General features: G+C 74.4%; 16 protein-coding genes and 1 tRNA gene. 6 read left to right on the top strand and 11 right to left on the bottom strand.

Going from position 1 to position 24,984, the window contains the following annotated elements; translation table 11 throughout:
- Window positions 1–414 precede the first annotated feature (414 nt).
- From Q8W71_RS20155 to Q8W71_RS20145, 3 genes are all read left to right on the top strand, one after another.
- Complete coding sequence (locus Q8W71_RS20155; protein WP_305527191.1) at window positions 415–858, top strand: hypothetical protein; 444 nt, start codon at window positions 415–417, stop codon at window positions 856–858.
- 77 nt (window positions 859–935) lie between these two features.
- Window positions 936–1,010: transfer RNA gene (locus Q8W71_RS20150), tRNA-Gln, on the top strand.
- Between the two features lie 208 nt (window positions 1,011–1,218).
- The gene (locus Q8W71_RS20145) at window positions 1,219–1,602 is read left to right on the top strand and encodes a heme utilization protein (RefSeq protein ID WP_305527190.1); all 384 of its coding nucleotides are present in this window, start codon (window positions 1,219–1,221) and stop codon (window positions 1,600–1,602) included.
- A 12-nt stretch (window positions 1,603–1,614) separates the two neighbouring features.
- Here the strand turns inward: Q8W71_RS20145 and Q8W71_RS20140 are convergent, their stop codons facing one another.
- Window positions 1,615–2,373 (bottom strand): metallophosphoesterase, encoded by a 759-nt coding sequence (locus Q8W71_RS20140; RefSeq protein WP_305527189.1) that lies wholly within the window; start codon window positions 2,371–2,373, stop codon window positions 1,615–1,617.
- Window positions 2,374–2,640: 267 nt separating this feature from the next.
- Between Q8W71_RS20140 and Q8W71_RS20135 the strand changes: the two genes are divergently transcribed.
- Window positions 2,641–3,975 carry a tetratricopeptide repeat protein gene (locus Q8W71_RS20135; protein WP_305527188.1) on the top strand — a complete coding sequence of 445 codons (1,335 nt, stop codon included), beginning with the start codon at window positions 2,641–2,643 and terminating at the stop codon, window positions 3,973–3,975.
- 44 nt (window positions 3,976–4,019) lie between these two features.
- On the opposite strand, the gene tagH is transcribed toward Q8W71_RS20135, so the two are convergent.
- Window positions 4,020–5,459, bottom strand: a complete 1,440-nt coding sequence (gene tagH, locus Q8W71_RS20130; protein ID WP_305527187.1) for a type VI secretion system-associated FHA domain protein TagH — start codon at window positions 5,457–5,459, stop codon at window positions 4,020–4,022.
- 265 nt (window positions 5,460–5,724) lie between these two features.
- On the opposite strand from tagH, the gene Q8W71_RS20125 reads away from it, so the two are divergent.
- Complete coding sequence (locus Q8W71_RS20125) at window positions 5,725–6,528, top strand: hypothetical protein (protein ID WP_305527186.1); 804 nt, start codon at window positions 5,725–5,727, stop codon at window positions 6,526–6,528.
- A 32-nt stretch (window positions 6,529–6,560) separates the two neighbouring features.
- Here the strand turns inward: Q8W71_RS20125 and Q8W71_RS32935 are convergent, their stop codons facing one another.
- The 7 genes from Q8W71_RS32935 to tssK all read right to left on the bottom strand — a co-directional run bounded on the left by Q8W71_RS32935 (window position 6,561) and on the right by tssK (window position 18,310).
- Window positions 6,561–8,186, bottom strand: coding sequence for a transglycosylase SLT domain-containing protein (locus tag Q8W71_RS32935; RefSeq protein ID WP_370875483.1), 1,626 nt, complete (start codon window positions 8,184–8,186; stop codon window positions 6,561–6,563).
- A gap of 3 nt (window positions 8,187–8,189) precedes the next feature.
- Window positions 8,190–10,130: a serine/threonine-protein kinase gene (locus Q8W71_RS20115; RefSeq protein WP_305527185.1), complete on the bottom strand. Its 1,941-nt coding sequence runs from the start codon at window positions 10,128–10,130 to the stop codon at window positions 8,190–8,192.
- Entirely contained in the window at window positions 10,127–10,966 is an 840-nt protein-coding gene (locus Q8W71_RS20110; RefSeq protein WP_305527184.1) for a PP2C family protein-serine/threonine phosphatase, read from the bottom strand. The genes Q8W71_RS20115 and Q8W71_RS20110 overlap by 4 nt, the downstream gene beginning before the upstream one ends.
- Complete coding sequence (gene tagF, locus Q8W71_RS20105; RefSeq protein WP_305527183.1) at window positions 10,950–11,633, bottom strand: type VI secretion system-associated protein TagF; 684 nt, start codon at window positions 11,631–11,633, stop codon at window positions 10,950–10,952. Before tagF ends, Q8W71_RS20110 begins: the two co-directional genes overlap by 17 nt.
- Before the next feature lie 10 nt (window positions 11,634–11,643).
- Window positions 11,644–15,300, bottom strand: coding sequence for a type VI secretion system membrane subunit TssM (gene tssM, locus Q8W71_RS20100; RefSeq protein ID WP_305527182.1), 3,657 nt, complete (start codon window positions 15,298–15,300; stop codon window positions 11,644–11,646).
- Between the two features lie 100 nt (window positions 15,301–15,400).
- Window positions 15,401–16,864: a type VI secretion system protein TssL, long form gene (gene tssL / locus Q8W71_RS20095; protein WP_305527181.1), complete on the bottom strand. Its 1,464-nt coding sequence runs from the start codon at window positions 16,862–16,864 to the stop codon at window positions 15,401–15,403.
- Window positions 16,865–16,972: 108 nt separating this feature from the next.
- Complete coding sequence (gene tssK / locus Q8W71_RS20090; protein ID WP_305527180.1) at window positions 16,973–18,310, bottom strand: type VI secretion system baseplate subunit TssK; 1,338 nt, start codon at window positions 18,308–18,310, stop codon at window positions 16,973–16,975.
- A 383-nt stretch (window positions 18,311–18,693) separates the two neighbouring features.
- On the opposite strand from tssK, the gene Q8W71_RS20085 reads away from it, so the two are divergent.
- Entirely contained in the window at window positions 18,694–19,014 is a 321-nt protein-coding gene (locus Q8W71_RS20085; protein ID WP_305527179.1) for a hypothetical protein, read from the top strand.
- Window positions 19,015–19,066: 52 nt separating this feature from the next.
- Here Q8W71_RS20085 and Q8W71_RS20080 read toward each other — a convergent pair whose 3' ends face one another.
- Together Q8W71_RS20080 and Q8W71_RS20075 are read right to left on the bottom strand one after the other, a co-directional pair.
- Complete coding sequence (locus Q8W71_RS20080) at window positions 19,067–21,916, bottom strand: autotransporter outer membrane beta-barrel domain-containing protein (protein WP_305527178.1); 2,850 nt, start codon at window positions 21,914–21,916, stop codon at window positions 19,067–19,069.
- 419 nt (window positions 21,917–22,335) lie between these two features.
- Entirely contained in the window at window positions 22,336–24,891 is a 2,556-nt protein-coding gene (locus Q8W71_RS20075) for a caspase family protein (RefSeq protein WP_305527177.1), read from the bottom strand.
- Between the last annotated feature and the right edge of the window lie 93 nt (window positions 24,892–24,984).

Genomic DNA, 24,984 nt, shown 5'->3' with positions numbered 1-24,984 from the left:
ACGATGCGGGTTCCGGGGGCGCGAGCCGGGAGCAGCGATGCTTCCTGGGCCGGGCGCCCCGTCCGAGACCGCTCACGTGCGGGCGTAGACCGGGCGGGCTGGAAGACACCGCGACGACAAGATGGCCGGCGGCCCCGGTGACGGGGGCTGTCGGCCACGGGGCGCCGCGGGGGCCGGCTTCCGCGTGTGTCACACGACCAGGGCTCCCGCGGCGTCCCGCGTCCCCTGATCCATTTGGGCCATGTCCCCGGCGCCGCGGCGGGTGGGGGCGAGAACCCATGTCCGGCCGGTGGCGCGGCGGCCACAGCCGGCGCCCGGCGGGGACCGGCCCCCGGGCTTGAAGCTTGACCGCGTCGGCGCGGCCGTTTCAATGGGCCGGGGCCATGCGGATCACGGGGCAGGGGAGGCGACACGGTGCGGCGGCTCGCGGCTCTCCTCGTGGTCCTGCCGGCGCTCGCCGGCTGCACCGCCACCGGCTTCTCCTACATCTCGAAGACCTACGTCGCCCTGACCCCGCAGGTCGTGACCATCGGCTGCAAGGAGCCCTACGAGATCTACGACAACCGGCAGGTGCGCCGGATGCTGGTGGTCTCGAACGGCCTGCGCGAGGTCGCGGGCTGCAACCTCAACGACCTGCGCATCGATCCGGACCCGGCGGCGAGCCGCACCGGCCGGTTCCGCGCCGCCGCCCGCGCCTATCTCGACGAGACCGCCCGGGAGACCTGCCGGGTCGCCGGCGAGACGGTGTTCGACCCGCTGAAGACCGAGTTCGCCTACACCTGCGCCGCCCCGGTGGAGCCGCGCGGCACCAAGGTCCCGCGCCTGCCCGGCCGCACCCCCGGCTTCCAGGCCCGCTGACGCCGCGGCGCAGCGCCCCGGGCACGCCTCCAGGCTTGCCACGCCCCGCGCCCCCGTCTAGGACAACCCCGCCAGCTTGGGGCGTCGCCAAGTGGTAAGGCAGCGGTTTTTGGTACCGCCATTCCCAGGTTCGAATCCTGGCGCCCCAGCCAAATTTCCCAAGCCGATCCGGAGGCTTGGACGCCCGGCCCTCTCCGGCGCCGCGGAACGGAGCGGGTCCTCCGGCCACACGGCAGCCGGCACGGTCCGGGACCGAAGGCCCGCTCCCGCCGCGCCGGTGCGGACCCGTTGAACCCGTCCGGCCCCGGGCGCGTTGCGCGCTGGCCCTATCCCGCGGCTGCGCCAACGACGGAACCCACAATGGCACGCTCCCCGATCCTGGTCCTGTCGAGCGGCCTGGTGCTCGCCGCCCTCGGCGAGGCCGCCGCCGCCCGGAAGATCGCGGCGTCGGACCGGTTCGACGGCCACTGGACCGTCACCGCCCTCGCGACCTCCGGTCCCTGCGCGAAGAGCACGCACTACAGCGTGAACATCAAGAACGGCGACGCCTCGATCCCGGGCGAGGTCGACATCGACGGCGGCGTCTCGGCGGGCGGCGCGGTGCAGGCCACGATCGTGCAGGGCGCGAACCGGGTGCCGATCGCCGGCCAGCTCGACCCGAACGGCAGCGGCACCGGCACGTGGCACACGAGCGGCGGCCTCGTGACGTGCAGCGGCAACTGGAGCGCCAAGCGCAGCGGCTAGCCCCGGGTCGGATCAGTCCAGCGCGACCACCAGGGCGTCGTCGAAGGCGGGATTGGCGAATCCGGGGCCGGCCGGGTTGCAGAGGATCCGGGTGCCGCCCGGCCGGGTCAGGTCGAGGCTGCGGTGGACGTGCCCGTGCACCCACAGCGCCGCCCGGCCGGCATCGGTCAGCGCCGACAGGTCGGAGGCGGAGTTGCCGGCGTTCCAGCCCCCGCGCTGGGCCGGGGCGATGCAGTCCGGGTGCGGGGCGTGGTGGGTGACCACCACCAGCGGCAGGGTGCCGTCGGCCCGCGCGATCAGGCCGGCCAGCGCGGCCCGGGCGCGGCGGTGCAGGGCGGCGGCGTCGCCGATCGTCAGCAGGTGGCTGCCGCCCGGGTGCGCCACGTCGATCGGCTCGCCGGTCTGCGCCGCGGGGTCGAGCGCGCCGGCCAGCCGGTAGTCGCTCCACAGGGTGGTGCCGACGAACCGGCAGCCGGCGTGGACGGCGCCCGTCCCGTCGAGCAGGCTGACGCCCTCCCGCGCGGCCAGGACCCGGGCCAGCGCGAGGTCCTCGTGGACGACCCCGTTCCAGTGCTCGTGGTTGCCCATCACGCACACCACCGGCTTCGTTCCGGCGAGGCGGCGCAGGACGGCGAAGCCGCGACCGGGATCGCCCTCCCAGATGTCGCCGGCGGCGACCAGCACGTCGAAGGGCGGTGGGTCCGGGCGGAAGTTGTCCGGATAGGGCAGGGTTTCGAGGTGGAGGTCGGACAGGATCCAGAGCTTGGCCACGTGCGCTCCCGGGCGGCGGGTTGCGGGCGGGGACGGCGAGGTCCCTCTCCCTTACGGGGGCGCCTCCCGCCCGGCGCGGCCCGGCGGGAAACCCGGCGCGGTTCGGTTGACCGGGCCCGCGAGACGGTGAACAGTCCGAAGACAGTCCAGACCCGGCACGGCAGCCCCCCGCCGTCGCTCCGCCCGCGTGCCGCCGCGGCGATCCGACCGGGCCGGGCGCGCGCCGGGGCGATGGACGGGCGGCCGAGCGGGCGGGAGGACGGCACGATGGGCGCCGAGGCGGGGAGCGGGACCGGCGAGATCTCGATCGAGGACGCGGTCGAGGTCGCGGTCCGCGCGCACCGGGCGGGGGACCTCGCCGTGGCGGAGGCCGTCTACGGCCGCATCCTGGCCGTAGCCCCCGACCACGCTGCGGCCCTGCACTATTGCGGCATCCTGAACCACCAGACCCAGCGGCCCGTGGAAGCCGTCCGGATGATCCGCCGCGCCATCGAGATCGAGCCCGACGATCCGGGCATGCACAGCAACCTCGGCAACGTGTTCCTCGAACTCGACCGGCCGCACTACGCCCTCCAGGCCTACCAGACCGCGATCGTCCTCGATCCCGGCAACATCGACGCCCGCAACAACCTCGGCGTGGCGCTGCGGGCGATGCGCCTCGTGGACGAGGCCGAGCGCGCCTATCGCGAGGCGATCGACCTCGACCCGCACCACCGCGAGGCCTGGGACAATCTCGGCCGCCTGCTGGCCGGGAGCGGGCGCATCGAGGAGGCGATCACCTGCCACGCCAAGGCGCTGGAGCTGGAGCCCTCGAACGCCGGCACGCGGCGCTTCCTGGTGGCCGCCTACGCCGCGACGGACGCGACCGAGCGGGCGCTCGCGATCCTGCGCGACTGGCTCCGGGAGGAGCCGGACAGCGCCTCCGCGCAGCACCTGATCGCGGCGATCTCCGGCGAGAACGTCCCGGACCGGGCGAGCGACCGGTACGTCGCGGGGCTGTTCGACGCGTTCGCGGCGAGCTTCGACCACAAGCTCGCCCGCCTCGACTACCGGGCGCCCGAGCTGGTCGCCGACGCCGTCGCACGCCTCCACGCGCCGGGGGCTCGCCTCGACATCCTCGACGCCGGCTGCGGGACCGGCCTGTGCGGCCCGGCCCTGCGCGGCTTCGCGCGCGCGCTCTCCGGCATCGACCTCTCGGCGAAGATGCTGGACAAGGCGCGCGCGCGCGGCTGCTACGACCGCCTCGACCAGGGCGAGCTCACCGCCCACCTGCGCGACCATCCCGGGGCCTACGACCTCGTCACCTGCGCCGACACGCTCTGCTACTTCGGCCGCCTCGAACCGGTCTTCGCGGCGGCCGCCCGGGCCCTGCGGCCCGGCGGGCACGTGGTGTTCAGCGTCGAGGCGGGCGAGGGCGGGCAGGACTTCACCCTGCACGGCCACGGGCGCTACAGCCACGCCGCCGCCTACGTCACCGGCTGCCTCGACGCCGCGGGCTTGCGCGACGCGGCCGTCGTCCGGGACGTCCTGCGGATGGAGCGCGGCCAGCCGGTGCCCGGCCTCGTCGTCACCGCCCGGGCCTCGGATCGCGCCGACGCCTGACCGGGCCCCCGCGCCGGACGGGACCGCGGCGGCGGCCACGCCCGTCACCGGCCCTTGTCGTAGCAATCCGCGAACAGCAGCATGAACGCGTCGACCATGGCGTCGTCGTGCGGCGAGGCCAGCGCGTCCCACCGCGTCGTGTAGATGTCCCAGAGCCGGGCCTTGCGCGATCCGAGCAGGCCGGTCAGGCCGCGGTCCTTCTCGTCGGAGGCCTCGATGCCCTCCGGGCTCAGATCCTCCATCAGCAGCCGCAGGGCGTTCTGCATCGCCGCGTAGGTCTTGACCTGATGGGTCTTGAGATCGCGGAAGCCCGTGTCCATCGCGCGCCGGGCTTCGAGGTAGGCGCTCGACGGGCGCCCGAGCATGATGCGCAGGGCGTCGTCGGTCGTCGGCGCGAACTTGAGCGGGTTGTTGTCGAGCGCCTGGATCACCGTGTGGCTGGCCGCCTTGACGGCGCGCTTCGACTCGGTGCGGGCGGCCAGGAGCTGCTTCAGGTTGTCGGCGCACAGGCGCAGCAGCAGGCCGGCCTCCTCGGCGAGGTCGCCCGGATCCTGCCACGCCAGGATCTCCGGCGGAATGCCGAGCCCGGCGGCGAAGCGCGCCACGAACGCCTCCTGCGCCGCGGACGGCCCCGCCTCGTCCCGCCGCCCCCGGTCCGGCGCCGGCCGCGGCGGACCGGGCTCGCGATCGGCGCGCGGCGGGGCCTCGGGATGGGTTCCGGGGCGGTCCCGGGACCGGTCGGGGTAGGCCCCGCCGGGATCGCGGCGCGGGTCCGGGTCCCGCGCCATCTCGCGCGCCGTGTCCGGCCAGCCGTTCGGATCCGGCGCGAACGGGTCGGGGGCCGGCCGCGATGCGGGGCCCTCGGCGGGCGGCGCGGAGGGCTCCGGGGCCCGGCGGCGCGGATCCGGCATCCGGGGCGGCGGGGGCGCGGGCGGCGGCGGGCTCGCCCGCGCCCAATCCATGTCGTCCCCAGCCGGGGCCCGGGGCGGGACGATGTCCACCGGCAGGTCGACGGCCCAGTTGATGAAGTCGGGCCGGACCGGGGCGGCCGGCGGCGCCAGTCCGCGGCTGTGGATCGGCGGTGCCGCCTCGCCCGGCATGTCCCAGTAATCCTGCGGCGGAACCGGCATCGGCGCGGATGGCGACGCGGCGGGCGGCGCGGCGGCGCCCTCGATCCGCACCGCGATGATGTAGGGGCCGATCTGAATGCGGTCCCCGTCGCTCAGGCGGCAGGCCTCCTGCACGCGCTGCGGGTTGCGGTTGAGGAAGGTGCCGTTGCGCGAGACGTCCTGAAGCCAGTAGGCGCCGTCGCGATGGCGGATCTCGGCGTGCTTTCCCGAGATCGTCCGGTCGGGGTCCGGCAGGGTCCAGTCGAGGTACTGATCGCGGCCGATGTCGAGGCCACGGCGGCCGCTCAGGGTCACGCTCAGCGGGCCGCCGTCCGGCAGCGTGGCGACGTTCTCGATCGTCAGGGTTAGCGTCATGGTCTCGACCCCGGCCCCGCCGCGCGCCCGCGGCCCCGGGCCGTCCGCCCCGCGGATCACGGTCCAGCCATTCCTACGCGGCGATCCGGGCCGGACTCAACCCGCCGGACGGCCGGGCCGCCGACAGGGACCGCCATGCACCGTTTTCGAGCGGCGAGACCCAGTCTCCCGGGCGCGAAATCTTCGGCGAGGACTGCGCGCCGACGCGCCGGGCGCGTCGAGACCTGTTATGCTGCGACTCGTTCCAGCATCCCGAGGACCGATCATGGACTGGAAACGCGTCGCACTCGGAGCGGGCGGGGTCTGCGCCTTCGTCGTCGCGGTCGCGGCCGGCGCCGTGGCGATCGTCGGTCTCATGCCCGGCGAGCGCCCGGCGGCGTTCGGGGAGAAGGCCCTGCTCATGGAGAGCGCGCCGGCCCTGAAGCCCTTCGACGAGCCGCGCAAGCCTCCCGTTGCCGCGCCGCCCGCTCCGATCACGGCGCCGCCGGCCCAGGGGGCGCTGGCCGAGCGCCCGCCGGCGACGCGCCCCGGGCCCCGGCCGGCCGCGGCACGTCCGACGCCGGAGGAGGTCCTGGCGGAGTGGCACAACACGCCGGCCGGCGCCCCGGCGACGACCGACGCGCCGGCCCCCATCCCGGCCGTGCCCGCCGAGCGCCGGGAGCCGCGCCGGGAGGCGGCGGTCGCGGCGCTGGTGCCGCCGGCCCCCGCCGCCCGCCCGCCCGCGGTGCCCGCGCCGCCGCTGCCCGCCCTGCGCGCGCCCCCCGAGCCGCATGTCGAGGGGATGATCACGGCGAGCGAGATCCGCCGCATGCGCCTCTCCCTGCGCCTGACCCGGGAGCAGGAGCCCCACTGGGCGCCGGTGGAGCAGGTGCTCCTGGAGATCGGCGCCCAGCAGGCGGCGATGGTCCGGGCGGGCCAGAACCCCAAGGACGCCTTCGGCGTGGGCGCGGCGATGCGGATCTACGGCATCGCCCGGCCGCTCCTCGACACCCTGCGCGACGACCAGAAGGCGGTGGTGCGGGCGCGGGCCCGGGCCATGGGCTTCGGCAACGTCGCGTCGAACATCTGAGCCTCTGCCCGGCTGCGCGGAGCGATGCGCCCTCAGCGGCCGGGCGGGACGGGGCGCGCCTCCGGGGTGTTGGGCACATCGACGCCCTTGACGCTGCGGTAGCGGTCCAGCCTCAGGGAGATCATCGTCTCGAACTTGCCGCGCACCTCCGCGACCGAAAGGCTCTTGGCGCCGGCCCCGTAGAAGATCGGCTTGTTGGCCGCCGCCGGCTTCGGCAGCAGCTCCGCGGCGACCGTCTCGGGCTTGCGCGTCACCTCGTCGATCATGCGCTCGGCGCCGTCCGGACCGAGGAAGTGGACGAGGTAGACCTCGCCGCCGGTGAGGTTGCGGCCGATCCGCCTGGCGATGCGCAGGCTGTCGCGCTTCAGCATCTCCGCGGCGAACACCGCCGAAAGGTAGGGGTCGCGCCGCAGGTCGAGGATCCGCGCGCGCTGGCCGCCGCCCAGGTCGCCGGCCGCGACGAGCGCCGCCTCCGCCTCCAGGCCGTAGCGCGGGCCGAAGTCGCGCACCACCCCGAGCCAGGTGCGCTCGATGAACTGGTACAGGCCGGACGCCGAGGAGGTCGCCGCCTGGACCTCGGTCTTGAAGCTCGACTCCTTGTCGGCGATGGCCATCAGCAGCACCGGGTCGACGCTGGTGGCCCGCGAGGCGCGCACGATCTTCTCGACGAGGTAGCGCCGGATGCGCATCGGCCCGAACACGAGCAGCTCGTCCGGATTGCGCGGTCCCTTGCCTTCGAGCTCGGTCGCCAGGGCGGAGTAGGCGGCGAGTTCGGGCCTGTCGCGGGCGCTCTCCCGCACGGCGCCGGTGTCGCCGGTCACGAGCGACTTGCCCGCGCCCGAGGACAGCTTGATCGGCGGCGGCGCGGCCGGCCGGTCCGCCGGCGCGCCGGGCGCGGCGCCCTGCGGGCCGGGCTTCGGGGAGATGCGGATCGAGGAGGCGAGGGGCGAGGACGGGTCGGCGTCGACGTCGGTCACGTCGTAGAGCTGCGCCGCCACCTCCGCGGTGACGAGGATCACCGGCCGGTTCTCGCCCAGGCTCAGGACGGCGGTCGCCTGCGCGAGCTCGGTGTCGGGCTCCGGCTCCTGCGGCACGAGCAGCCAGCCGATCCCAGCCCCGGCGAGCGCGAAGGCGGCGATGCCGATCAGGCCGGCGGCGGGCCGGCGCTCGACCTGGAACCCGGCCGTCAGCGCGCGCAGGGACTGCCACAGGGTCTCGCGATCGGGATCGGCCTGCGGCGTCGGCCCGGCGGCCGGCTCGGGCCGGTGCGCGGCGACGAAGGCGGCGATCGCCGGGAACCACTGCGCCGTCGGCCCGGCATCCGCGGAGGCCTTCAGCCGCTCGACGCCCGCGGCGACCGCCTCGGCCGTGCGGCGGTCGAGCCCGAGGGCGCGCAGGGCGCGACCGCCGCCCGCGCCGCGCGCGGCGAGATCGACGGCCAGGAACCAGTCCACCAGCCGCGGCCGCGGCTTGGCGAACGGCGTGCCCTGGCACGGGAACACCTTCAGGCCGCAGGCCCGGCAGGAGAAGGCCCGGTTGCGGGCCTCCCGCTGGAAGCCGCGGTGGCCGCCGCAGGCCCGGCAGGGCGCGTCGCCGAAGCGCAGCCGCATCACCGCGTCGAGGCACGCCTCCTCGGTGAGGATCGGGGGCGCGGCCACGGGTCAGCCCCCGACCTCGATATGGGTCACGGCGACGCCGACCGCCGAACCCGGCTGGGAGACCTCCTGCGAGCCCCCCTGGGCGATCTCCCGGAACACCGCCTCGCTGGTCCAGGGGCCCGCCCGTTCGAGCGCGGGCAGCGGCGCCCGGCTCACCACCGCGACCAGGAGCTGCGGACGGCCCCGGTCAAGGCCCTTCGCGTCGAGGCGCACCGACAGCACCGCCTGCCGCGCGGCGCGGCGCAGGTACGGACCGAGGTCGTGCACCGATCCGTCGCCCTCCACCAGCAGCAGCTTCAGCGTGCCGTCGCCGAAATCGATCACGCCCCGCAGGCTCTCGCCGCTGCGGATGCGGTCGCTCTCGAGCCGGATCTTCGGGGCGCTCGCCGGCTTGATCTGCGCCTGCCGCGCAAGCAGGTCGACGACGGGGCACTGTCCGCCCTCGACCCGGTGCAGCAGGATCCGCGCCTCGAAGCCGAAGGTCCGCTTGAAATCCGCGTCGAACGCCTCGAACGCCCGGGTCCGCGCGCCGTAGGCCTCGACATGGGCGTCCCGGCCGCTGATCGCGGTCGGGCTCAGGAAGAAGCAGTCGCCGCCGCGGTAGCCGCGGACGTAGGCCGCCACCTGCTCCATGGTCGGCGAGGGCAGGGCGCGCGGCACCGGCCCGGACGGCGGCTCGACCGTCGCCACCTGCGTCCGGCCACCAGGCGCCGTCTTCGGCACCGAGGCCGGCACCGGCTCCGTCGGGGGCTCCGGCCGAGCGGGGGGCTCCGCCGGTGGCGCGGCCCCGCTCTCCCGGACCGTCTGCGCCTGCTGGGCCGGCGGAGCGCGCGGCGGCGCCCCGGCCGCGGCGGGGCTCTCAGCCGTGATGGGGATCTCGGCCGTGACGGGGCTCTCGGCCGGCTCGCCCCGCACCGCGGGCGGGCTCGCCTGCGCGGGCTGCTCGGCCAGCAACGGGCCCGACGGCGTCGGTGGCGGCGGCGACGGGTACAGCATCGCGACGGCGAGACCCGCCGCCGCGAGCCCGGCCGCCGCGCCCCCGAGGACGAGGCCGCGCCGCCGCCCGCCCGCCCGCGGGGCCGGCGGCCGGACGGGCGCGGGCGCCGGCGTCCAGGCGGCCACCTCCGCCATGCTCCGGGGCCGCCGGTCCGGATCCGGCTGCAGCATCGCCTCCACGAGCGGGACGAGGCGGGCGTCGACCCCGGTCAGGTCGGGGATCGCGGCGCGGCGGCTCACGAACTCGGCGGGGCTGCCGCCCATGTCGACCGGGCGGCCGCGGCTCGATTCGGCCAGCACGAGCCCCAGGCCGTAGATGTCGGAGCGCGCGGTGACCTCGCCGCCCTGGAGCCCGAGTTGCTCGGGGGAGACGTAGCTGTACTTGCCCGCGAACCCGTCGCCGATCACCGTCTGGCCCGCCGCCGAACGGGCGATGCCGAAGTCGATGATCTTCGCCCGGGCCGGGTCGCCCCCGGGCAGGATGACGTTGTCGGGCGAGACGTCCCGGTGGACGATCCCGGCCTCGTGCGCCGCCTGGAGCCCGTCGGCGATGCGCCGCCGCAGCAGGTCGACCTCGGCGAAGGCCAGCGGGCCGCGCCGGAGCCGCTCGGACAGGGGCTCGCCGGTGACGTACTCCATGGCGAGGTAGGGCAAGCCGAGCCGGCGATCGATCGAGAACACGTAGTAGCGCACCACCGCCCCGTGATGGACGGTGTGGAGCGCGGACGCCTCCTTCCGGAACAGCGCCAGCGCCGTGGCATTCCCCGCGAAGTCGGCGCGGATGGTCTTGATCGCCACGGGATCGCCGGTCTCGATCGAGTGGCCCCGGAACACCGCGCCCATGCCGCCCTCGGCGATCAGCGCGTCGATCTCGTAGAGGTCGTTGAGCTGCGTCCCCGGGCCGATCCGCTCCCCGGACGCGGCGTGGACCACCGTGTCCCGGCTCATCGCGCGTCTCCGTCGAGGGCGGGGCGGGCGGGACAGTTCACGGTCGCCGCCCGGCCGGCCGGGACCGGGTCCGGCTGCGCGTAGCCGCAGCGCAGGATCACCACGGTGACGTTGTCGGGCGCGCCCCGCTCCAGGGTGAGCGCCAGCAGGGCCTCGCAGGCCCATTGCGGCGCCGAGGTGTCGGCGGCGAGCAGGATGTCGCCGTCGGAGACCGTGCCGGTCAGTCCGTCGGAGCAGAGCACGAACACGTCGCCGGGCAGCACGGCGCCCTGTTCGAGGTCCATCCCCGGCTCCTCGTGCACGCCGATGGCGCGGGTGATCACGTGCCGCCGCGGCCACGCCGCCATCTCCGCGGCGCTGAGGATGCCGCGCTCGAACAGGTCCCGCCCCTCGGTGTGGTCCCGGGTGATCTGCTGGATGGCGTGCTGCCGGATCCGGTAGATCCGGCTGTCGCCCGACCAGACGCCGGCGAAGTCGTGCCCGAACAGGAGCAGCACCGCCACGGTCGAGCCGGTGGTGCTCCGGCGGGCCTGGCCGCCGCGCCACAGGGCCGCGTTCGCGCGCAGGATCCGGTCCTCCAGCCGGGCCATCAGGTCCGCCGCCGACACGGCCGCGCCGATCGAGGCCAGCGCCTCGACCACCGCCGCGCTCGCGGCCGCGCCCTCCGCGTGGCCGCCCATGCCGTCGGCCACCGCGAAGACGCCGATCTCGGGCGCGAGCAGGTAGCTGTCCTCGTTGGCCGCGCGCACCGCGCCCGGATGGGTCACGGCGCCGTACTCGATCCGCATGGCGTCGCGGCCGAGCGCGCCGGGGGTGAGCTCAGTGGTCGCGCGCATCGAACCGCCCCGTCAGCAGGCCGGAGAAGACCGTGGGATCGGGCAGGCCGCGGCAGCAGGCGGCGCGGGCGGGAAAATCCTCGCCGCCCGGGGTCCACCAGTAGCTCATGCCGGCATGCAGGCCCGCATGCGCCGACGGGCGCAGGCGCGCCAGGGCGGCGCCGACGTCGCCGTCCTCGGCCGGCCCGACCAGGGTCCCGCCGCGCAGGCGCGCCGCGCCCACGGGCATCCGCGGCGGCGCCGCGGGCATCTCGGGCAGGTCGCTCAGCGCGGCGAGCACCCGGTCGAAGTCGGTCGCCGACAGGGTCGCGAGCAGGAAGGCCTCCGCCTGCGCGAACCACGCGTCCCCGGGCTCGATCTCGGGCGGCGGCAGCCCCTCGGACCTGTCGGACCGGTACACCAGGGTCAGCGGGAAGTAGCGCCCGACGCCGTCCACCGACGGCATGAGGCTGCCGAGGACCGGCTCGCCCGCGACCTCGGCGCCGAGCCAGAACCGCCAGATCGGCGCGCGCAGGAACGCGTCGGTCCAGCCCGGCCCGAGATTCAGTCGGCTCGCCGCGAGGCCGGCCTGGATCCACGGCTCCCAGGCGCTCAGGAACCCGCGCGCGACGCCGACGGCGATGAAGTCGCGCTTGGCCGGGAGCTTGCCGTAGAGGCCGCAGGGCATGCCGGGCTCCTCAGATGCCCGTCGGGCAGCGGAACTCGCGCAAAGCCGGCAGCGCGAGCGGGTTCTGGATGGTGCTGGTGGTGAAGCGGTAGGAGAGCTGGCGGTTGCCGGCGGTGATCGTGGCCACGACGGCGTCGCCCTGCTTGAGCAGGGAGCCGGCATCGAGCAGCCGGAACAGCGACCACGTGCCGGTCTTGGCGATCGTCACGGCGCCGCCGCTCGACAGGCCGAAGAAGCTCGGCGGCCCCTCGATCTGGAGGGTGGTGGTGGCCGGGTTGGCCGGGCCCGGCCACTGCACGGTGGCCGGCGCGTTCACCCCCGACTGGGTGAGGACCACGCTGCCGTTCACGTCGAGCTTGGCCTGCCCCGCCTCGCCGGTGAGCGCCAGCGGCGTCACCGAGAACGCGACCGCGGGCATCGTCCCGCCGGTGGAGAAGAACGCCTCGCGGATCTCGCTGGCGCGCTGGAACTCCCGCAGGGTCGCGGCCGAGAAGCCGCGGGCGACGGTGTCGTCGACCCGCCACGTCCATTGCGGCTTCGACCGGTCGGCGCGGCCGGCGAGGTTCTGCGCGAAGAAGCGGTCGAACACGCCGTTGGGCGCGAACAGCTTGGCGAAGTCGGCCAGCGGCACCTCGCGGTCGCTGGCGCGGTTGAACGGGTAGCGGTTCGCCGCGATCTGCTGGCAGTCCCGGATCACCTCGTCGGCGAGCGCCCGGCCGATCTCGCCGAGGGTGGCGTCGGCGGCCCGCCCCTCGAACTCGTTGGCGATCTGGCGGATCATCGCCTCGAACGGGGCCGGGAAGCGGGCGGCCAGCGCCCGCAGGGCGGCGGTCTGCGTGACGAGGGTGCTGTTGGCGGCCGCCGCCTGGCCCGGGTTGGTCGCCTCCAGCGCCGCGTTCTTGATCTCGCTGAGGGTGGCGACGAGGGTATCGACGGTCCGGCGCCCGGCATCCCCCTCCGTCAGCACGTGGAACGGCCGGAACGCCGCCTCGATGTTGCCGCCGAGCGCCTCGTTCGGCGCCGCGAAGCGGTCGACCGGGGCCATGCCGGTCGGCGCAATGCCAGTCGGCGCGATGCCGGTCGGCGCGATGCCGGTCGGCGCGGCGCCCGCGACCGCCGCGCGGCCGAGGGCGGCGGCGGGGCCGAGGCGCTGCTCGATCTCGCGAGCCGCCGCCCCGCCGGGGGCCGCCTTCGCCTGTCCCGCGCGCACCTCCCCCGCGCCGGCCCGGGCCGGCCGCTCGCGCGTCAGGCGGGTCTCGTCGCGGATCGACTCGACGATCAGCTTGAGCGGGGAGGTCGGCGCGGCGATCGCCTGGAGGGCGAGGTAGCGCGGCTTGTCGGCGGCGAGCGGGCGCAGCTTGAGGCGGCGCAGGGCGGCGGCCCAGCCCTGCTGGAACTCGCGGGCGTAGATCTTCAAGAGGTCCGCGAACAGCGAGCCGTACTGGGCGCGGAAGGCCTGCTGCTCGCCGGCGGTGCCCAGCACCCAGCGGTCGCGCTCGGCGATGTCGGCGGCGTCGCCGAACCGGTCGATGAACGCCTCGTAGAAGCCGTCGTAGGTCAGGAAGAACGGCACGCGCACGCTGTCGAGGTCGGCGCCGCCCGCGGCCTCGAAGACGAGGTTGGCGTCGGGGCCCGCGGCGCGCTGCACCGTCCAGTCCCGGGCGACCGCGGCGCGCGCCTCGGACTTCAGCAGCTCGTAGGTGCGCTCCGCGATGCTGAGCCGCGCCAGCGTGCGCTGGCTGTCCTCGACGAGCGCCTGGTTGATCGAGACGAGGGCGGGGCTGCCGTCGTCGAGGTCGAGCATCGCCTGGAGGTGGTCCTCCAGGAGCTGGCGGCCGCGGCCGAAGCCGGCGCCGGGATACAGGTTCTCCGCCCAGTCGCGGCGGAACCAGCCCAGGACGAGGGCGCGGTCGAGCGGGCCCTCCGCCCGCCCGCCGAGCATCAGGTAGACCTTCAGGGCCTCGTAGACGAAGCCCGGGTTGTTGCGGTTGGCCTCCAACTGCTCCTCCAGGCGGAAGATCAGCCGGGGCCGGTACAGGCGCTCCAGCCCGGCCCGGTAGGCGGTCTCGTCCGCCGAGCGCAGGCGCGGGCGCTGGCTCAGGCCGAAGGTCGCCAGGATCGGATCGGCCTCGTCGCGGGTGGCGTAGCCGGTAGGCAGGTAGCGCAGCGCGTTGAGCAGCGGCAGCACCTTCGAGAAGTTGCGGTCGGCGACGACGGGCTCGCGCAGGATCTCGGCGGCGTCACCCCGGTACTTGCCGGTCAGCGCGCCGGTCAGGGCGACGAGCTGGCCGTTGCGCAGGAAGCTCGTCCACCACAGCCCGACCAGGATGGCGGAGCCCGCCGCCAGCCCCGCGTAGGCCGACAGCCGCAGGATGTTGGCGCGCCGCATCGCCGCCCGGTTGGTGGAGACCCAGCCGGCCTCGCCGATCACCACCTTGCGCAGCAGGTCGGTCAGGAAGAAGCTCTTGCCCCGGCCGGAATAGAGCGCCGCGCCGACATCCTGCGAGCCGAAGCTGCGCGACAGGGCGCCGATCAACTGGTCGATCGGGGTGCCCTCCTGCGTGCCGGAGGTGAAGTAGAAGCCGCGCAGCGTCGCGTTGACGTGGAAGCGGCTCGGCTCGAACACCCGGCCGAGGAAGTCGATCACCCGCGCCTTCACCGCCGCCACCTGGCTCGGGAAACCGAACAGCACCACCCGGGCAGTGGGCGCGACCTCGTCCTGGAGGCGGTCGGGCATCCACTCGTTGAGCCGCTCGACCAGGGCGTCGAACTCCGCCGGCGCCTCGCCGATCATGTTGCGGGTCTTGTCGGCGGTCTGGAACGTGTGCCCCCAGACCATCTGCCGCTCCGCCTCGGAGAGCTGGCCGAAGAACTCCGTGAAGCCGGCGATGAGGTCGGCCTTGGTGAACACCGCGTAGACGGGGAAATCGATCTTCAGGCGCTCGTGCAGCTCCACGAGGCGCTTGCGGACCGCCACGGCGTGCGCCTCGATCTCCGCCTCGCCCCCGGTCAGCAGGTCCTCCAGGCTGATGGCGATCAGCACGCCGTTGATCGGCTGCCGCGGCCGGGTCCGCTGCAACAGGTCGAGGAAGGCGAGCCAGCTCGCCCGGTCGCCCTTGGGGTCGGAATCCTGGGTGGTGTAGCGGCCGGCCGTGTCGATCAGCACGGCGTCCTCGGTGAACCACCAGTCGCAGTAGCGGGTGCCGCCGAGGCCCGCGACCGCCTCCGGCGTGCGGCCCTTCGCCAGCGGGAACTTGAGGCCGGAGCGGGTGAGCGCCGTGGTCTTGCCGGCGCCGGGCGGGCCGATGATGATGTACCAGGGCAGGTCGTAGAGGTGGCTGCCCTTGCCGCCGCGGGACTTGCGCAGGGTGGCCAGCGCGTCGGCCATGCGCTCCCGGAGCGCCTCGCCGTCGCCGGCCGCGGCGTCCTCGCCCGCGAGCTCGGCCTGGAGCGCCCGCGTCGCCTGCCGGCGCCGGTAGGCCTCCCAGCCGATCACCCCGGCGACGGACCCGAGGACCAGCGCGCAGAGCAGGCCGCGGATCCAGGCCGGCTCCAGGGGGCGCAGGTCGGCCACGGCGACGAGGGGACCGGCCCACCAGATCAGCGCCGACGCGGCGAGCGCGCCGAGCACCAGCGCGGCCAGCCGCAGCCACGCGCGCCGGGTCATCGCGCGCCACCCCCGCGCACGCGGCCCGCGGGCGGACGGCCGCCGCGGCCGGGCAGGGCGGGATCGGTCCTCGGTCTCACGCGCATCCTCGCGATCCTCCTCAGCGCTCGCGCGGGACGACGATGTCCACGCGCCGGTTGCGGGCGCGCCCCTCGGGCGTCTTGTTGGAGGCGATGGGCACGTCCGCGCCCTTGCCCTCGATCTCGACCCGCTCCGGCTTCGACAGGCCGGCCTTGAGCACGGCCGCGACCGCCTTCGCCCGCGCCTCGGACAGGGCGAAGTTCGACGGGAACAGCACCGTCTTGATCGGGAACGCGTCGGTGTGGCCCACGACCTTGACCGGCCCGCCGCCCTTCTCGACGAGGGCGGCGAGGCGCTGGATGAGCGGGGTGTAGGCCGGCTTCACCCGGGCATCGGCCGGGGGGAACAGCGCCGCGGCCACCCGCAGCGTGATCTGGTTGCCGCTCTCGATCACGCTGATCGCGTTGTTGGCGATCTCCGCCTTGAGGGCCTCCTGGAACTGGCCGGCCTGGCTCGCGGGCGGCGGGGGCGGCGGGGGCGGGGGCGGCGCGTAGACCCGGCGCTGGATGCCGATCTCGCTCGTCGGGTGCAGGGCGACGAGGTCGGAGGCCACCGCCTCGGCATTGCCGGTGAGCAGCGTGCGCAGGAGCAGGAACAGGCCGAGCAGCGCGGCCGCCACCACGGCCGCCGTCGCCCAGAGCGGGACCTGGGAGCGGAGCGCCTCCGGCAGGAGCGACTGGCCCTGCCAGCGCGGCGAGACCTCCCGCTCGACCGGCCGCGTGCGCCGCAGGAGCTCGTAGAGGTTGCGCTGGATCTGTTGCAGGCTCGCGGCCCCGCCGCCGCTGGTGCGGTGCACGCCCTGGAAGCCGATGCCCAGGCAGGCGTGGATCAGCTCCAGCAGGTGATAGTTGCCGGACGGGTCGATCTTCGCCCGCTCCAGTTCCTCGAAGAAGCGCACGCCGCCGATGCGCTCGCCGAAGAAGCGGCTCAGCATGCTGTACTGGGTCCAGACGTGCCGCTCGTCGGTCGGTATGTTCTGCACGATGTCGTCGGCGGTGGCGCAGACGATGTACTTGGCCGCGCGCATCTGCTCGGCGGAGACGCCGGCGCCGCGGGTGTCCTTCTCGAAATCCTCGATGCTGGCGGCGACCTGCTCCATCAGGTTCGAGAACGAGGCGGTCGAGAGCTGGACGCGCAGGCGCCCGAGCAGCAGCAGCAGCGGTGCGGACGCGCGCAGGAACGGGTTGGCGTTCGGCGCGGTGACGACGTCGCGCTTCATCACCAGCACCTGCCGGCGCTCCGCCCGCACCGCCGCGGCGGCGGCCGCGGCGCGGTTGCGGGCCGAGACGTCGGAATCGGCCCAGTCGTCCTGCCCGGCCGGCGGCGGCGATGATGGCGGCGGCGATGACGGATGCGATGACAGCGGTGGGGGAGGGGGCGCGGCGGGGGGCGCGCTCCAGCGCGGCGGCTCGGGCGGCAGGCGGCGGCCGCCGGGATCGGGCAGGATGATGGTGCGGTCGCGGCGGCCGAACGGGTCGTTCATCGCCCCCTCCTGCCCGGCGCGGCCGGAATGCGGGCCCCGGCCCCCGGGGCGCCGGCGGGCGCGGCGTCCCCGCGCGCGGGATCGGCGGGCGCGCTCACGGCTGTCCGCTCACGATTGCCCCTCCAGCACCGCCCACAATTCGAGGCGCAGCTCCGGCCAGTCGCCGGAGAAGTGCATGCCGATCGAGCTCGCCACCGAGAATTCCGGCCAGAGCGGCGAGGTGCGGTCGAGCAGGAAGTAGACGTGGTCGGTCAGCGCCCGGATCTGCGGCGGGGGCGTCGGCAGGTGGACGAGCGGCACGCCGGGCAGGTGGGCGTGGACGATCTCGTTCATCTTGGTGTTCGGGCCGACCTTGAACAGGTTGGGGAACTGCGACTGGATCTCGGTGAGCGGGCGCTGCGCCGAGACTTCGAGCACCAGCCGCGCGTTCCGGAACAGGTTGCGGTCGCGGATCATCGAGACGAAGGCGTTCTGGGCGCGCTCGATGATCTCCAGGCGGATCGCCCGGCGGCCGAGCTGGGCGGAGAGGAACGCCTGGATGTCGCGCAGCAGCGGCGTGAACGTCGCCTTGAGGTCGTCGTGGTCGTAGGCCGGGTAGGTCTGCGCGCGCCGCTGCGCGGTGGTGAACGTCGCGAGTTCGCCGGCCACGCGCAGCAGTTCCTCGTACAACCGCTCGGGATGGACGAAGCGCGAGCGGGCGAGGTGCTGCAACACCGGGATGTGGCGGTTCAGGAGTTGCAGGATGAAGTAGTCGCCGCTCTGGAGGCCGCCGCCGGCGGTGGGGTCGGCGGCGTAGCGGGCGAGTTCCTCGAGCTTGGTCTCGATCCAGCCGATCACCGACTCGATCCAGCCCTGGACCACGGGATGGCTGGAGCAGGTCAGGATCGGGGGCGCGAAGGTGTCGTCGAACACGATGGCGCGGTCGCGCACCTCGACGACGCGGCCGATCGCGAGGCTGGCGTAGCCTGTCTTGGGCGTCTTGCGCAGCTCGTAGGCGAGGCGGGGCTGGGCGAGGTCGATCTCCTCCTCCACCCGCAGCACCGAGGTGGTGTCGATCAGCCGCGCGCGGGCCGGCACGAAGCGGCTCGCGCTCTCGGCCTCGGCCGCCTCGACCTCCCGGGCGTTCGGCGCGCCGATCGGCAGCGACAGCCAGAGCCACTGCCCCCCCGCGCCCTCGGGGACCACGATCGGCGCGGGCAGCGGCGATTCCGCCGGGATGTCGAAGGGGGTGCCGTCCGGCATGATGCCGGTGGCGCGGCGGACCGCGAACTTGCTCTGCTGCGCGAGATCGCGGTCGATCTCCAGGCTCGAGAAGCCCCAGGGGTAGGGGGTGATGTGCCGGGTGCGGCTGTCGATCAGGCCTTCGACGTAGCGGTCGTTCTGCTGGAGATGGTGGGGCCGCAGGAACAAACCCTCGGACCAGACCACCTTGCTCTTCCACGACATCGCCGTCCGCTCTCCCAGCCGGAGACCGACCGCGTCCGGTCGCCCGTGCGCAGGCCGGGCGCCCGCGCCGCCCCGCGCGCGACCCCGACCGTCCCGGGGACCATGCATAGCGGCTTTTTTTGGTATGGCCAACGCGACGTGAGGGCGGAACAGGCCGTGAAGACGGGTCGCGGATCCGCGCCATCGCCGCGACGTCTGCGCACGCACGTCGATCGGGAACGAGACGCGATCGAACCGGGTGCCCGGATCGATCTTGATCGCCGCCGCTGCGGGTCTGCCGTCACGCGAGGCCGTTCTGAACAGCACAGCGCGCGGAGGTCCGCGTCTCTCGACTGTCCAGACGCTGCCGCCATGGCCGATCGGCCGGAGATCCTGGCCGATCCGTGGAACTGTCCAGCGATCACGGCGCTTGGATCGGCATACGTCTCATCGAGAACCTGGAGGTCGTGACGGCCATGAAGCCCATCACACTGACACTGATCGGAGCCGCCGCGCTGCTGGGCGCCTCCTCCGCCGGTGCCCATGAACCGATCCTGGTCCAGGCCGCCGACTGCGCGTTCTGCGCCCCCTCCTTCATCGCCGTCGATCCGGACCTCGTCGCGGCCCAGGGGCACGGCCGGCCGCGGGGATGGCGCGGGGGCGCGGGCGGTCCGTTCACGCGCTACGACATCGAGGGCATCCGCCGGCTGACCCGCAGCCCCTGAGGAGCCCGGCGCCGGGAGGCCGGGCCGGTCCCGACCTCTCCGGGCGGCCCGATCACCACTGGTAGCGGATGCCGACCCGGCCGCCGCCGGCGATCAGGTCGCTGCCGATCCTGTAGTCGGCCCGGACGAAGCCGGACAGGCCGGTCTTCAGGTTGAAGACATTGACCGCGGTCTGGACCTCGCCGCGGACTTTGCCCTCGTCGCGCAGGCCGGTGACGCTCGTGATGCCGTTGAAGGCGCCGCTCAGCCGGCTCTCGTAGAGCACGGAGTAGAGGTAGCCTGTCACGCTCGGCTCGATGCGGATGTCGCCGATCAGGATCTCCGTGCCGGTGCGCGCCCCGATCCGGCCGCGCACCGCGTCGCCGTCGCGCAGGGGCACCGTGGTCGGGGTGAGCGCGGCCTGCCGGTTGAAGTCGGTGTTGATGTACTCGATGCCCGCCGTCGGCTCGACGTAGAGGCCGCCGCCCACCGGGATACGGTACCCGACGTTGGACGTGAACAGGTAGTTCTGGAGGCCCGTCCGCTGCCGCAGGCCCGGCGCCACGATGTCGAGGCCGAGCAGGTCGACCTTGAACAGCGCGTCGAGGAAGAACGGGCCGTTGAGATAGGTCCCGTAGGCGCCGACCGAGCCGCCGTCGTAGTCCTGGCGCCCGGCCTGCCGGTTGAGGGTCACGGTGGCGATCGAGTAGCCGCCCATCACGCCGAGGATGAGGCCGTCGTTGGCGGAGGTCAGGCCGCTGATCACCGCGTCGCCGCCGCCGACCAGCGCGCCGGTCTGCTGGGTGTAGCCGAGATCGCGCGCGAAGCCCGCGCCGTTGAACACGGTGGTCGCGTACCCCGTGCGCCGCTCCAGGTCGCCGGTGGCCCGGGCCCAGGTCGCGAAGCGGACCGAGGTGTCGACCGGGGAGGTGGCCGGCACGATGTTCTGGGCGATCGGGTCCTTGCTGACGAGGGCGGTGTACTGCATCGCCTGCGACGGCAGCCCCGTGGACTGCCCGGTGGCCTGACGCTGCTGGCTGTCGCGGACCTGGGTCACGCGGTCGAGCACGGCGGTTCCGCCCTGCGTCGCGATGGTGCGGGTCGCGATGACGGCGGTCGGCGCCGAGGCGGCGACCGCGTTCGGCACGGCGCCGAGGCTGATCGTCTTGGCGCCGTCCACGGCCGTGCCGTTGACCAGCGTGCCCTCCATCGTGCCGAAGTTGCGCAGGCCGGTCAGCGTGAAGGCGTTGGCCGCCAGCGTACCGTTCACCTGGACGAGGACCGGACCGGTCGAGAACATGGCGTTCGGCGTCAGGTTGCTGACGGTGATGCCCGTGCTGCCGGCCGCGTTGCCGGTGATGACCAGGCGATCGGCGGTGCCGGCCTGGGTCGAGGCCTGGAGGAAGAGCTGGCCGTTGACGCCGGTGTAGTTGCCGTTGATCGTCAGTTGGTTGGCGGCCGAGCCGGTGCCGAGGTTGATGACGCCGGCGTTGATGAAGTTGACGCGGTCGAGCGTCGCGCTGATCGGCAGCGGGCTCGGCGCCAGCGGGCTGACGCCCGGCACGCCGGCGCCCGCCGCCGGGGCCACGATGCTCAGGGTCGAGACCGTGGCGGCGCCAGCGCCGGCGGCCCCCCCGACGCTGCTGATGGCGCCGGCCAGCGACACCGTTCCGAAGTTCGTGACGGTGCTGACGGTGCCGGCCGCCGCGCTGCCCCCCACGAACGCGGCGGCGCCGGCCCGGTTCGGCGTCAGGAAGACCTGGCCGGTCGCCGCGTTGGTGAAGGCCGACCCGTCGCCGAGGGCGATCTGACCGTAGACGATGCCCGCGTTCGTCACGAACGACGCGACGGCGCTGCCGTTCGTCCGGGTGTCGATCGCCGCGCCCGGACCGGCGACGATCTGGCCGGCATTGTCGATGGTGATCGCGGCGCCGGGCGCGCCGGTCGCGACGATGCCGCTGGCGCCGAGCAGGACGCCGCGGTTGGCGATGCCGATGATGCCGCCGGCGGCGACGGCCGAGACGGCGGGCCCCGCGGTCGAGACCACGACCCCGCTGTTGGCGATCGCGATGGTTCCCCCGGCCGCCGTGTTGAAGGCCGCGATGCCCGCGAGCCCCGACTGGATCGTGCCGGAGTTCTGGATGCTGAGGGCCGCGCCGGCGCCCTGCGAGGCCGCCGCGATGCCGATGCCGTTGGCGGTGGTGGCGATCGTCGGCCCGCCGATCGTTCCGGTCGTCGCGTTGGTCCCGGCGGCGGTGGCGGTCAGCGTGACGGTCGAGGGGACGGCGGCACCGGCGGCGACGGCGCCGTTGACGATGGTCAGCCCGCCGTTCTGCGACAGCGCGGCGATGCCGACGCCGGTGAGGACTGGTGCGGCGTTCAGGCCGCGCGCCACCAGGGCGACGGCCCCGTTGAGCTGGGCGTTGAAGTTCGCGGCCGAGGCGTTGGCCGCGACCGCGGCCGGCGTGGCGCCGAACTGCGTGAGCGTGCCGAGGTTGGTGATCGCCACCGGCCCGCCGGACAGGGCGCCGATTCCCGCGAGGCCGAACTGGATCGGGCCGCTGTTGGTGATCGCGACGAGGCCCGCCGCGCTCTGGCCGCCGATCCCGATCGTGGCGTTCTGGATCGGGCCGCTGTTGGTGATCGTCGTCCCGGTCCCCGAGGCGCCGAGGATGCCGAAGGCGTTGCCGAGCGGTCGCGCGTTGGCGATCGTCACCGCGCCCGGGGCCTGCCCAAAATAGCCCGGCTGCGTTGGGTCCGGGTTCGGATCGACAGCGGCGCTGTCGATCGCCACGTCGCGCGACTGGGCCCGGGCTCCGGTGACGAGGATTGCGGTTCCGGCGAACGAGACGCCGAGCAGCAGGGCTGCGCGGAGCGCGCGCTGGCCGACGCTCGACCGACCGTCGCTGCGAGGCTGGATCATCGTCGTACGGTCCTTAAAAAGCCACTTGGACTCGTAGACCACGGCCACGGTTATCGAAAACTTAAAAATCCGTCCTGAGCAATAAGGCCCGGGCACGTGGCGCCGCCGCAACAGCGCTCGCGCCCTTCCCGGAAAATCGAATACATTCCTATGCAGTACCGCCTGCTGGGAAGGCTGCAACGCCCGCCGGAACACGGGCGCGTGCGCATCGAACAACGCTGCGCGCGCGATGGAAGTCCATTCACGCGTTGCGGAAGGTGGTCGAACGACCCGACTCGTCCCAGCGCGATCGCGCCGAACCTGTATGCGTCGGCCCGCATCCGGATTGCCCGCTCCGCCGACTGACCAGGCCGGGACCTTCGGACCCGGCGATGGACGGGAGCCCCGATCGCCCGCGACTCAGGGCATGCGCGTCATGGTCATGGCATGCGCGTCATGGCGCGGACGGCGCCGATATGCGCCGGGCCGAAATCCGGACTGGCCGAGGCGGTGGGCCGGGCGGGCTGGAGCGGGGCCGAGCGGGCCAGGGGCGCCACCCGCGGACGCAGGCGCACCGGGTCGACGACCTTGACCGTCGGCCTCGCGACCGGCCGCTCCCGGACGGGCGGCGGGGGCGCCTTGGCCTCCCGGGTCCGGCGGGAGGGCGCCGGGGCCGCGCGGCTCGGAGCCTCGACCTCCGGCTCACGCCGCTTGGCCGTCTTGGATCCCTTGGCGTGCCCCTTGACCTGCTCCTTGGGCGAGGCGCTCTCGCGCTCGGCCTTGCCCGGCCGCTCGGCGCCCGGCAGCGGCGCGCAGGCGCCGTGCTTCAGCCGGTAGCCGGTGGGGCAGGTGACCGTCACGCAGACGCCGCCGCGCGGCTCCGCGCCCTCGGGGCAGACGAGGGGACAGATCTGCCGGTCGAAGCGGTTCAGATCGTCGAGCACGCCCGGACCCGGCTGGGTCGCGGCGATCTTGAGGGAGCGCTGCGCGCCCATGGTCGCGCGCTCCTCGGCTTGCGAGAAGTGGTAGAACCGCCTCAGCGCATCGACCGATTCCTGGCTCCAGGCGGCATCGGGGCGCTTGGTGTAGCAGCCGACGACGCTCAGGCGCTCGTGGATCGTGCGCACCAGCGCCTCGCCCTCCAGCCTCAGGCGGCCGGCCGGCTCGGCCTGCTGGCCGGTGCCGAGATGCGCGTAGGTCGGATTCGGGACCTCGACCTCCAGACCGCCGGACACCGCCCCCCCGGACACGGCACCGGGCTGCGACGGCGGGTCGAGCAGCACGGCGACGGCAGGCTTGCCCTCCGCATCCGGCCGCGCGGGGCCCGCGGCGGACTGGGACGCCCTGGCCGCAGCATCGCCGACCCGCCCATCCGCGGGGCGCGCGGGCGGAGCGAGCGCCGCGATCCGCTGCTCCTGGGTCCGCCGCGCGTCCTCGGCCACCCGGGCCGCCTCGGCCCTGCGGCGGTCGTCGTCGAGGCGGGCTTGGCGCGCCTCCTCCGTCCGCCGCGCGTCCTCGGCGAGGCGCGCTTGGCGGGCTTCCTCGGTCCGGCGCTCGGCGGCGAGCCGCGCCTCGCGGACTTCCTCGACCCGCCGCATCTCCTCGGCGAGACGGGCCGCCTCGGCCCTCTGCCGTTCCTCGGCGAGGCGGGCCCGGCGCAGGGCCTCCGCCATCCGCGCCTCCTCGGCGGCGCGGGTCTCCTCGGCGAGGCGCGCGGCCTCGGCCCGGCGACGGTCGTCGGCGAGACGGGCTTGGCGGGCCTCCTCGGCCCGGCGCGCCTCGTCAGCGAGGCGGCCGGCTTCGGCGACGCGGGCGGCCTCGGCAAGGCGGGCGGCCTCGGTTCGCCGCTGCTCCTCGGCGAGGCGGCTGGCGGCCGCCCGGCGATCCTCGGCGAGGCGCGCCTGGAGCGCCAGTTCGGCCTTGCGGCTCTCCTCGGCGAGCCGGGCGGCCTCGGCGAGGCGCGCCGCTTCGGCGAGGCGGGCGGCCTCGGCGCGACGGCGCTCCTCCTCGGCGAGGGCCATCCGCCGGCTCTCCTCCTCGCGCTGGCGGCGCTCCGACTCCGCCCGCCGCGCCGCCTGCAACTCCGCCTCGCGCTGGTCGGCCCGCCGCATCTCCTCGATCAGGGCGAGCCGGCTGTTGGCCGCGTCGGCGAAATCACTGACCGGGTACTTCTGGAGGAACTCGCGCAAAGCCACCGGGTCGTTGCTGTCGCGCAGCTTCTGCCACGCGTCCCGGTCGGTCGCCCGGGCGTTGAAGATGAACTGGCCCGGATACGACAGGGAGATCTCCGGCGTCTGACGGCCGCCGCTCGACTGGTCGACCGCGATGCTGACCTTCTGGAAGAACTGGGGCAGGTCGAGCCCCGGCTCCCGCAGCGTCTGGAGGAAGGCCCGCGTGAACACGCTGTTGCGCCCGGTCCCGTCGTAGGCCAGCGCGTTGGCCTGCGTCGCGTAGGCGACCACGAGGCCGCGACCGCTGATCTTGGCGAGGCCGGTGTCGAACACGGCGGCGCGGCCGCGCTTGTCCTTGAGCGGCAGGTCGCGGCAGGCGTCCAGGATGAGGACGCGCACGCCGTCCGCCCGGCTCAAGCCCCGCAGCACGTCGTCGACGGCGATCGCCTCGAACTCGATGTCGACCTCGTCCTGGAGCTTGGCGTCGATCGGGACGATGAAGTTGCGGCCTTTGTACTGCAATCCGTGGCCGGCGTAGAACGCCACGGCCGCCTCCGCGCCCTGCGCGGCGCGGGTGAACTGGCGCAGGTGCTCCCGGAACGACTCGCGGGTGATGTCGACGCCGCCGAACACCTCGAACCCCGCGCCCTTGAGGGCCTCGGTGACGTCCTCGGCATCGTTGCGCGGATTGTTCAGGGCCGGGAAGCCGGCGTAGTGCGCGTTGCCGATCACGAAGGCCACGCGCCGGCCGCCCGGCGCGGCGAAGGCCAGATCCGCGGCCAGGGACAGAGCGAGGCCGAGCAGGAGTATCAGAACCGCGCGCATGCGCCGACGTCTCAGGGCCGATCCGGCCACCATAGCCGATTCGGACGGTCAGCCGCAATTGGCCTTGGAACGGTCCGGTTTCGGCTCGTCCCC

The organism is Methylobacterium amylolyticum, assembly GCF_030700245.1.
GTDB lineage: Bacteria > Pseudomonadota > Alphaproteobacteria > Rhizobiales > Beijerinckiaceae > Methylobacterium.
The sequence above is the reverse complement of the archived record's forward strand: the minus strand, read 5'-3'. Positions and strand labels throughout refer to the sequence as shown.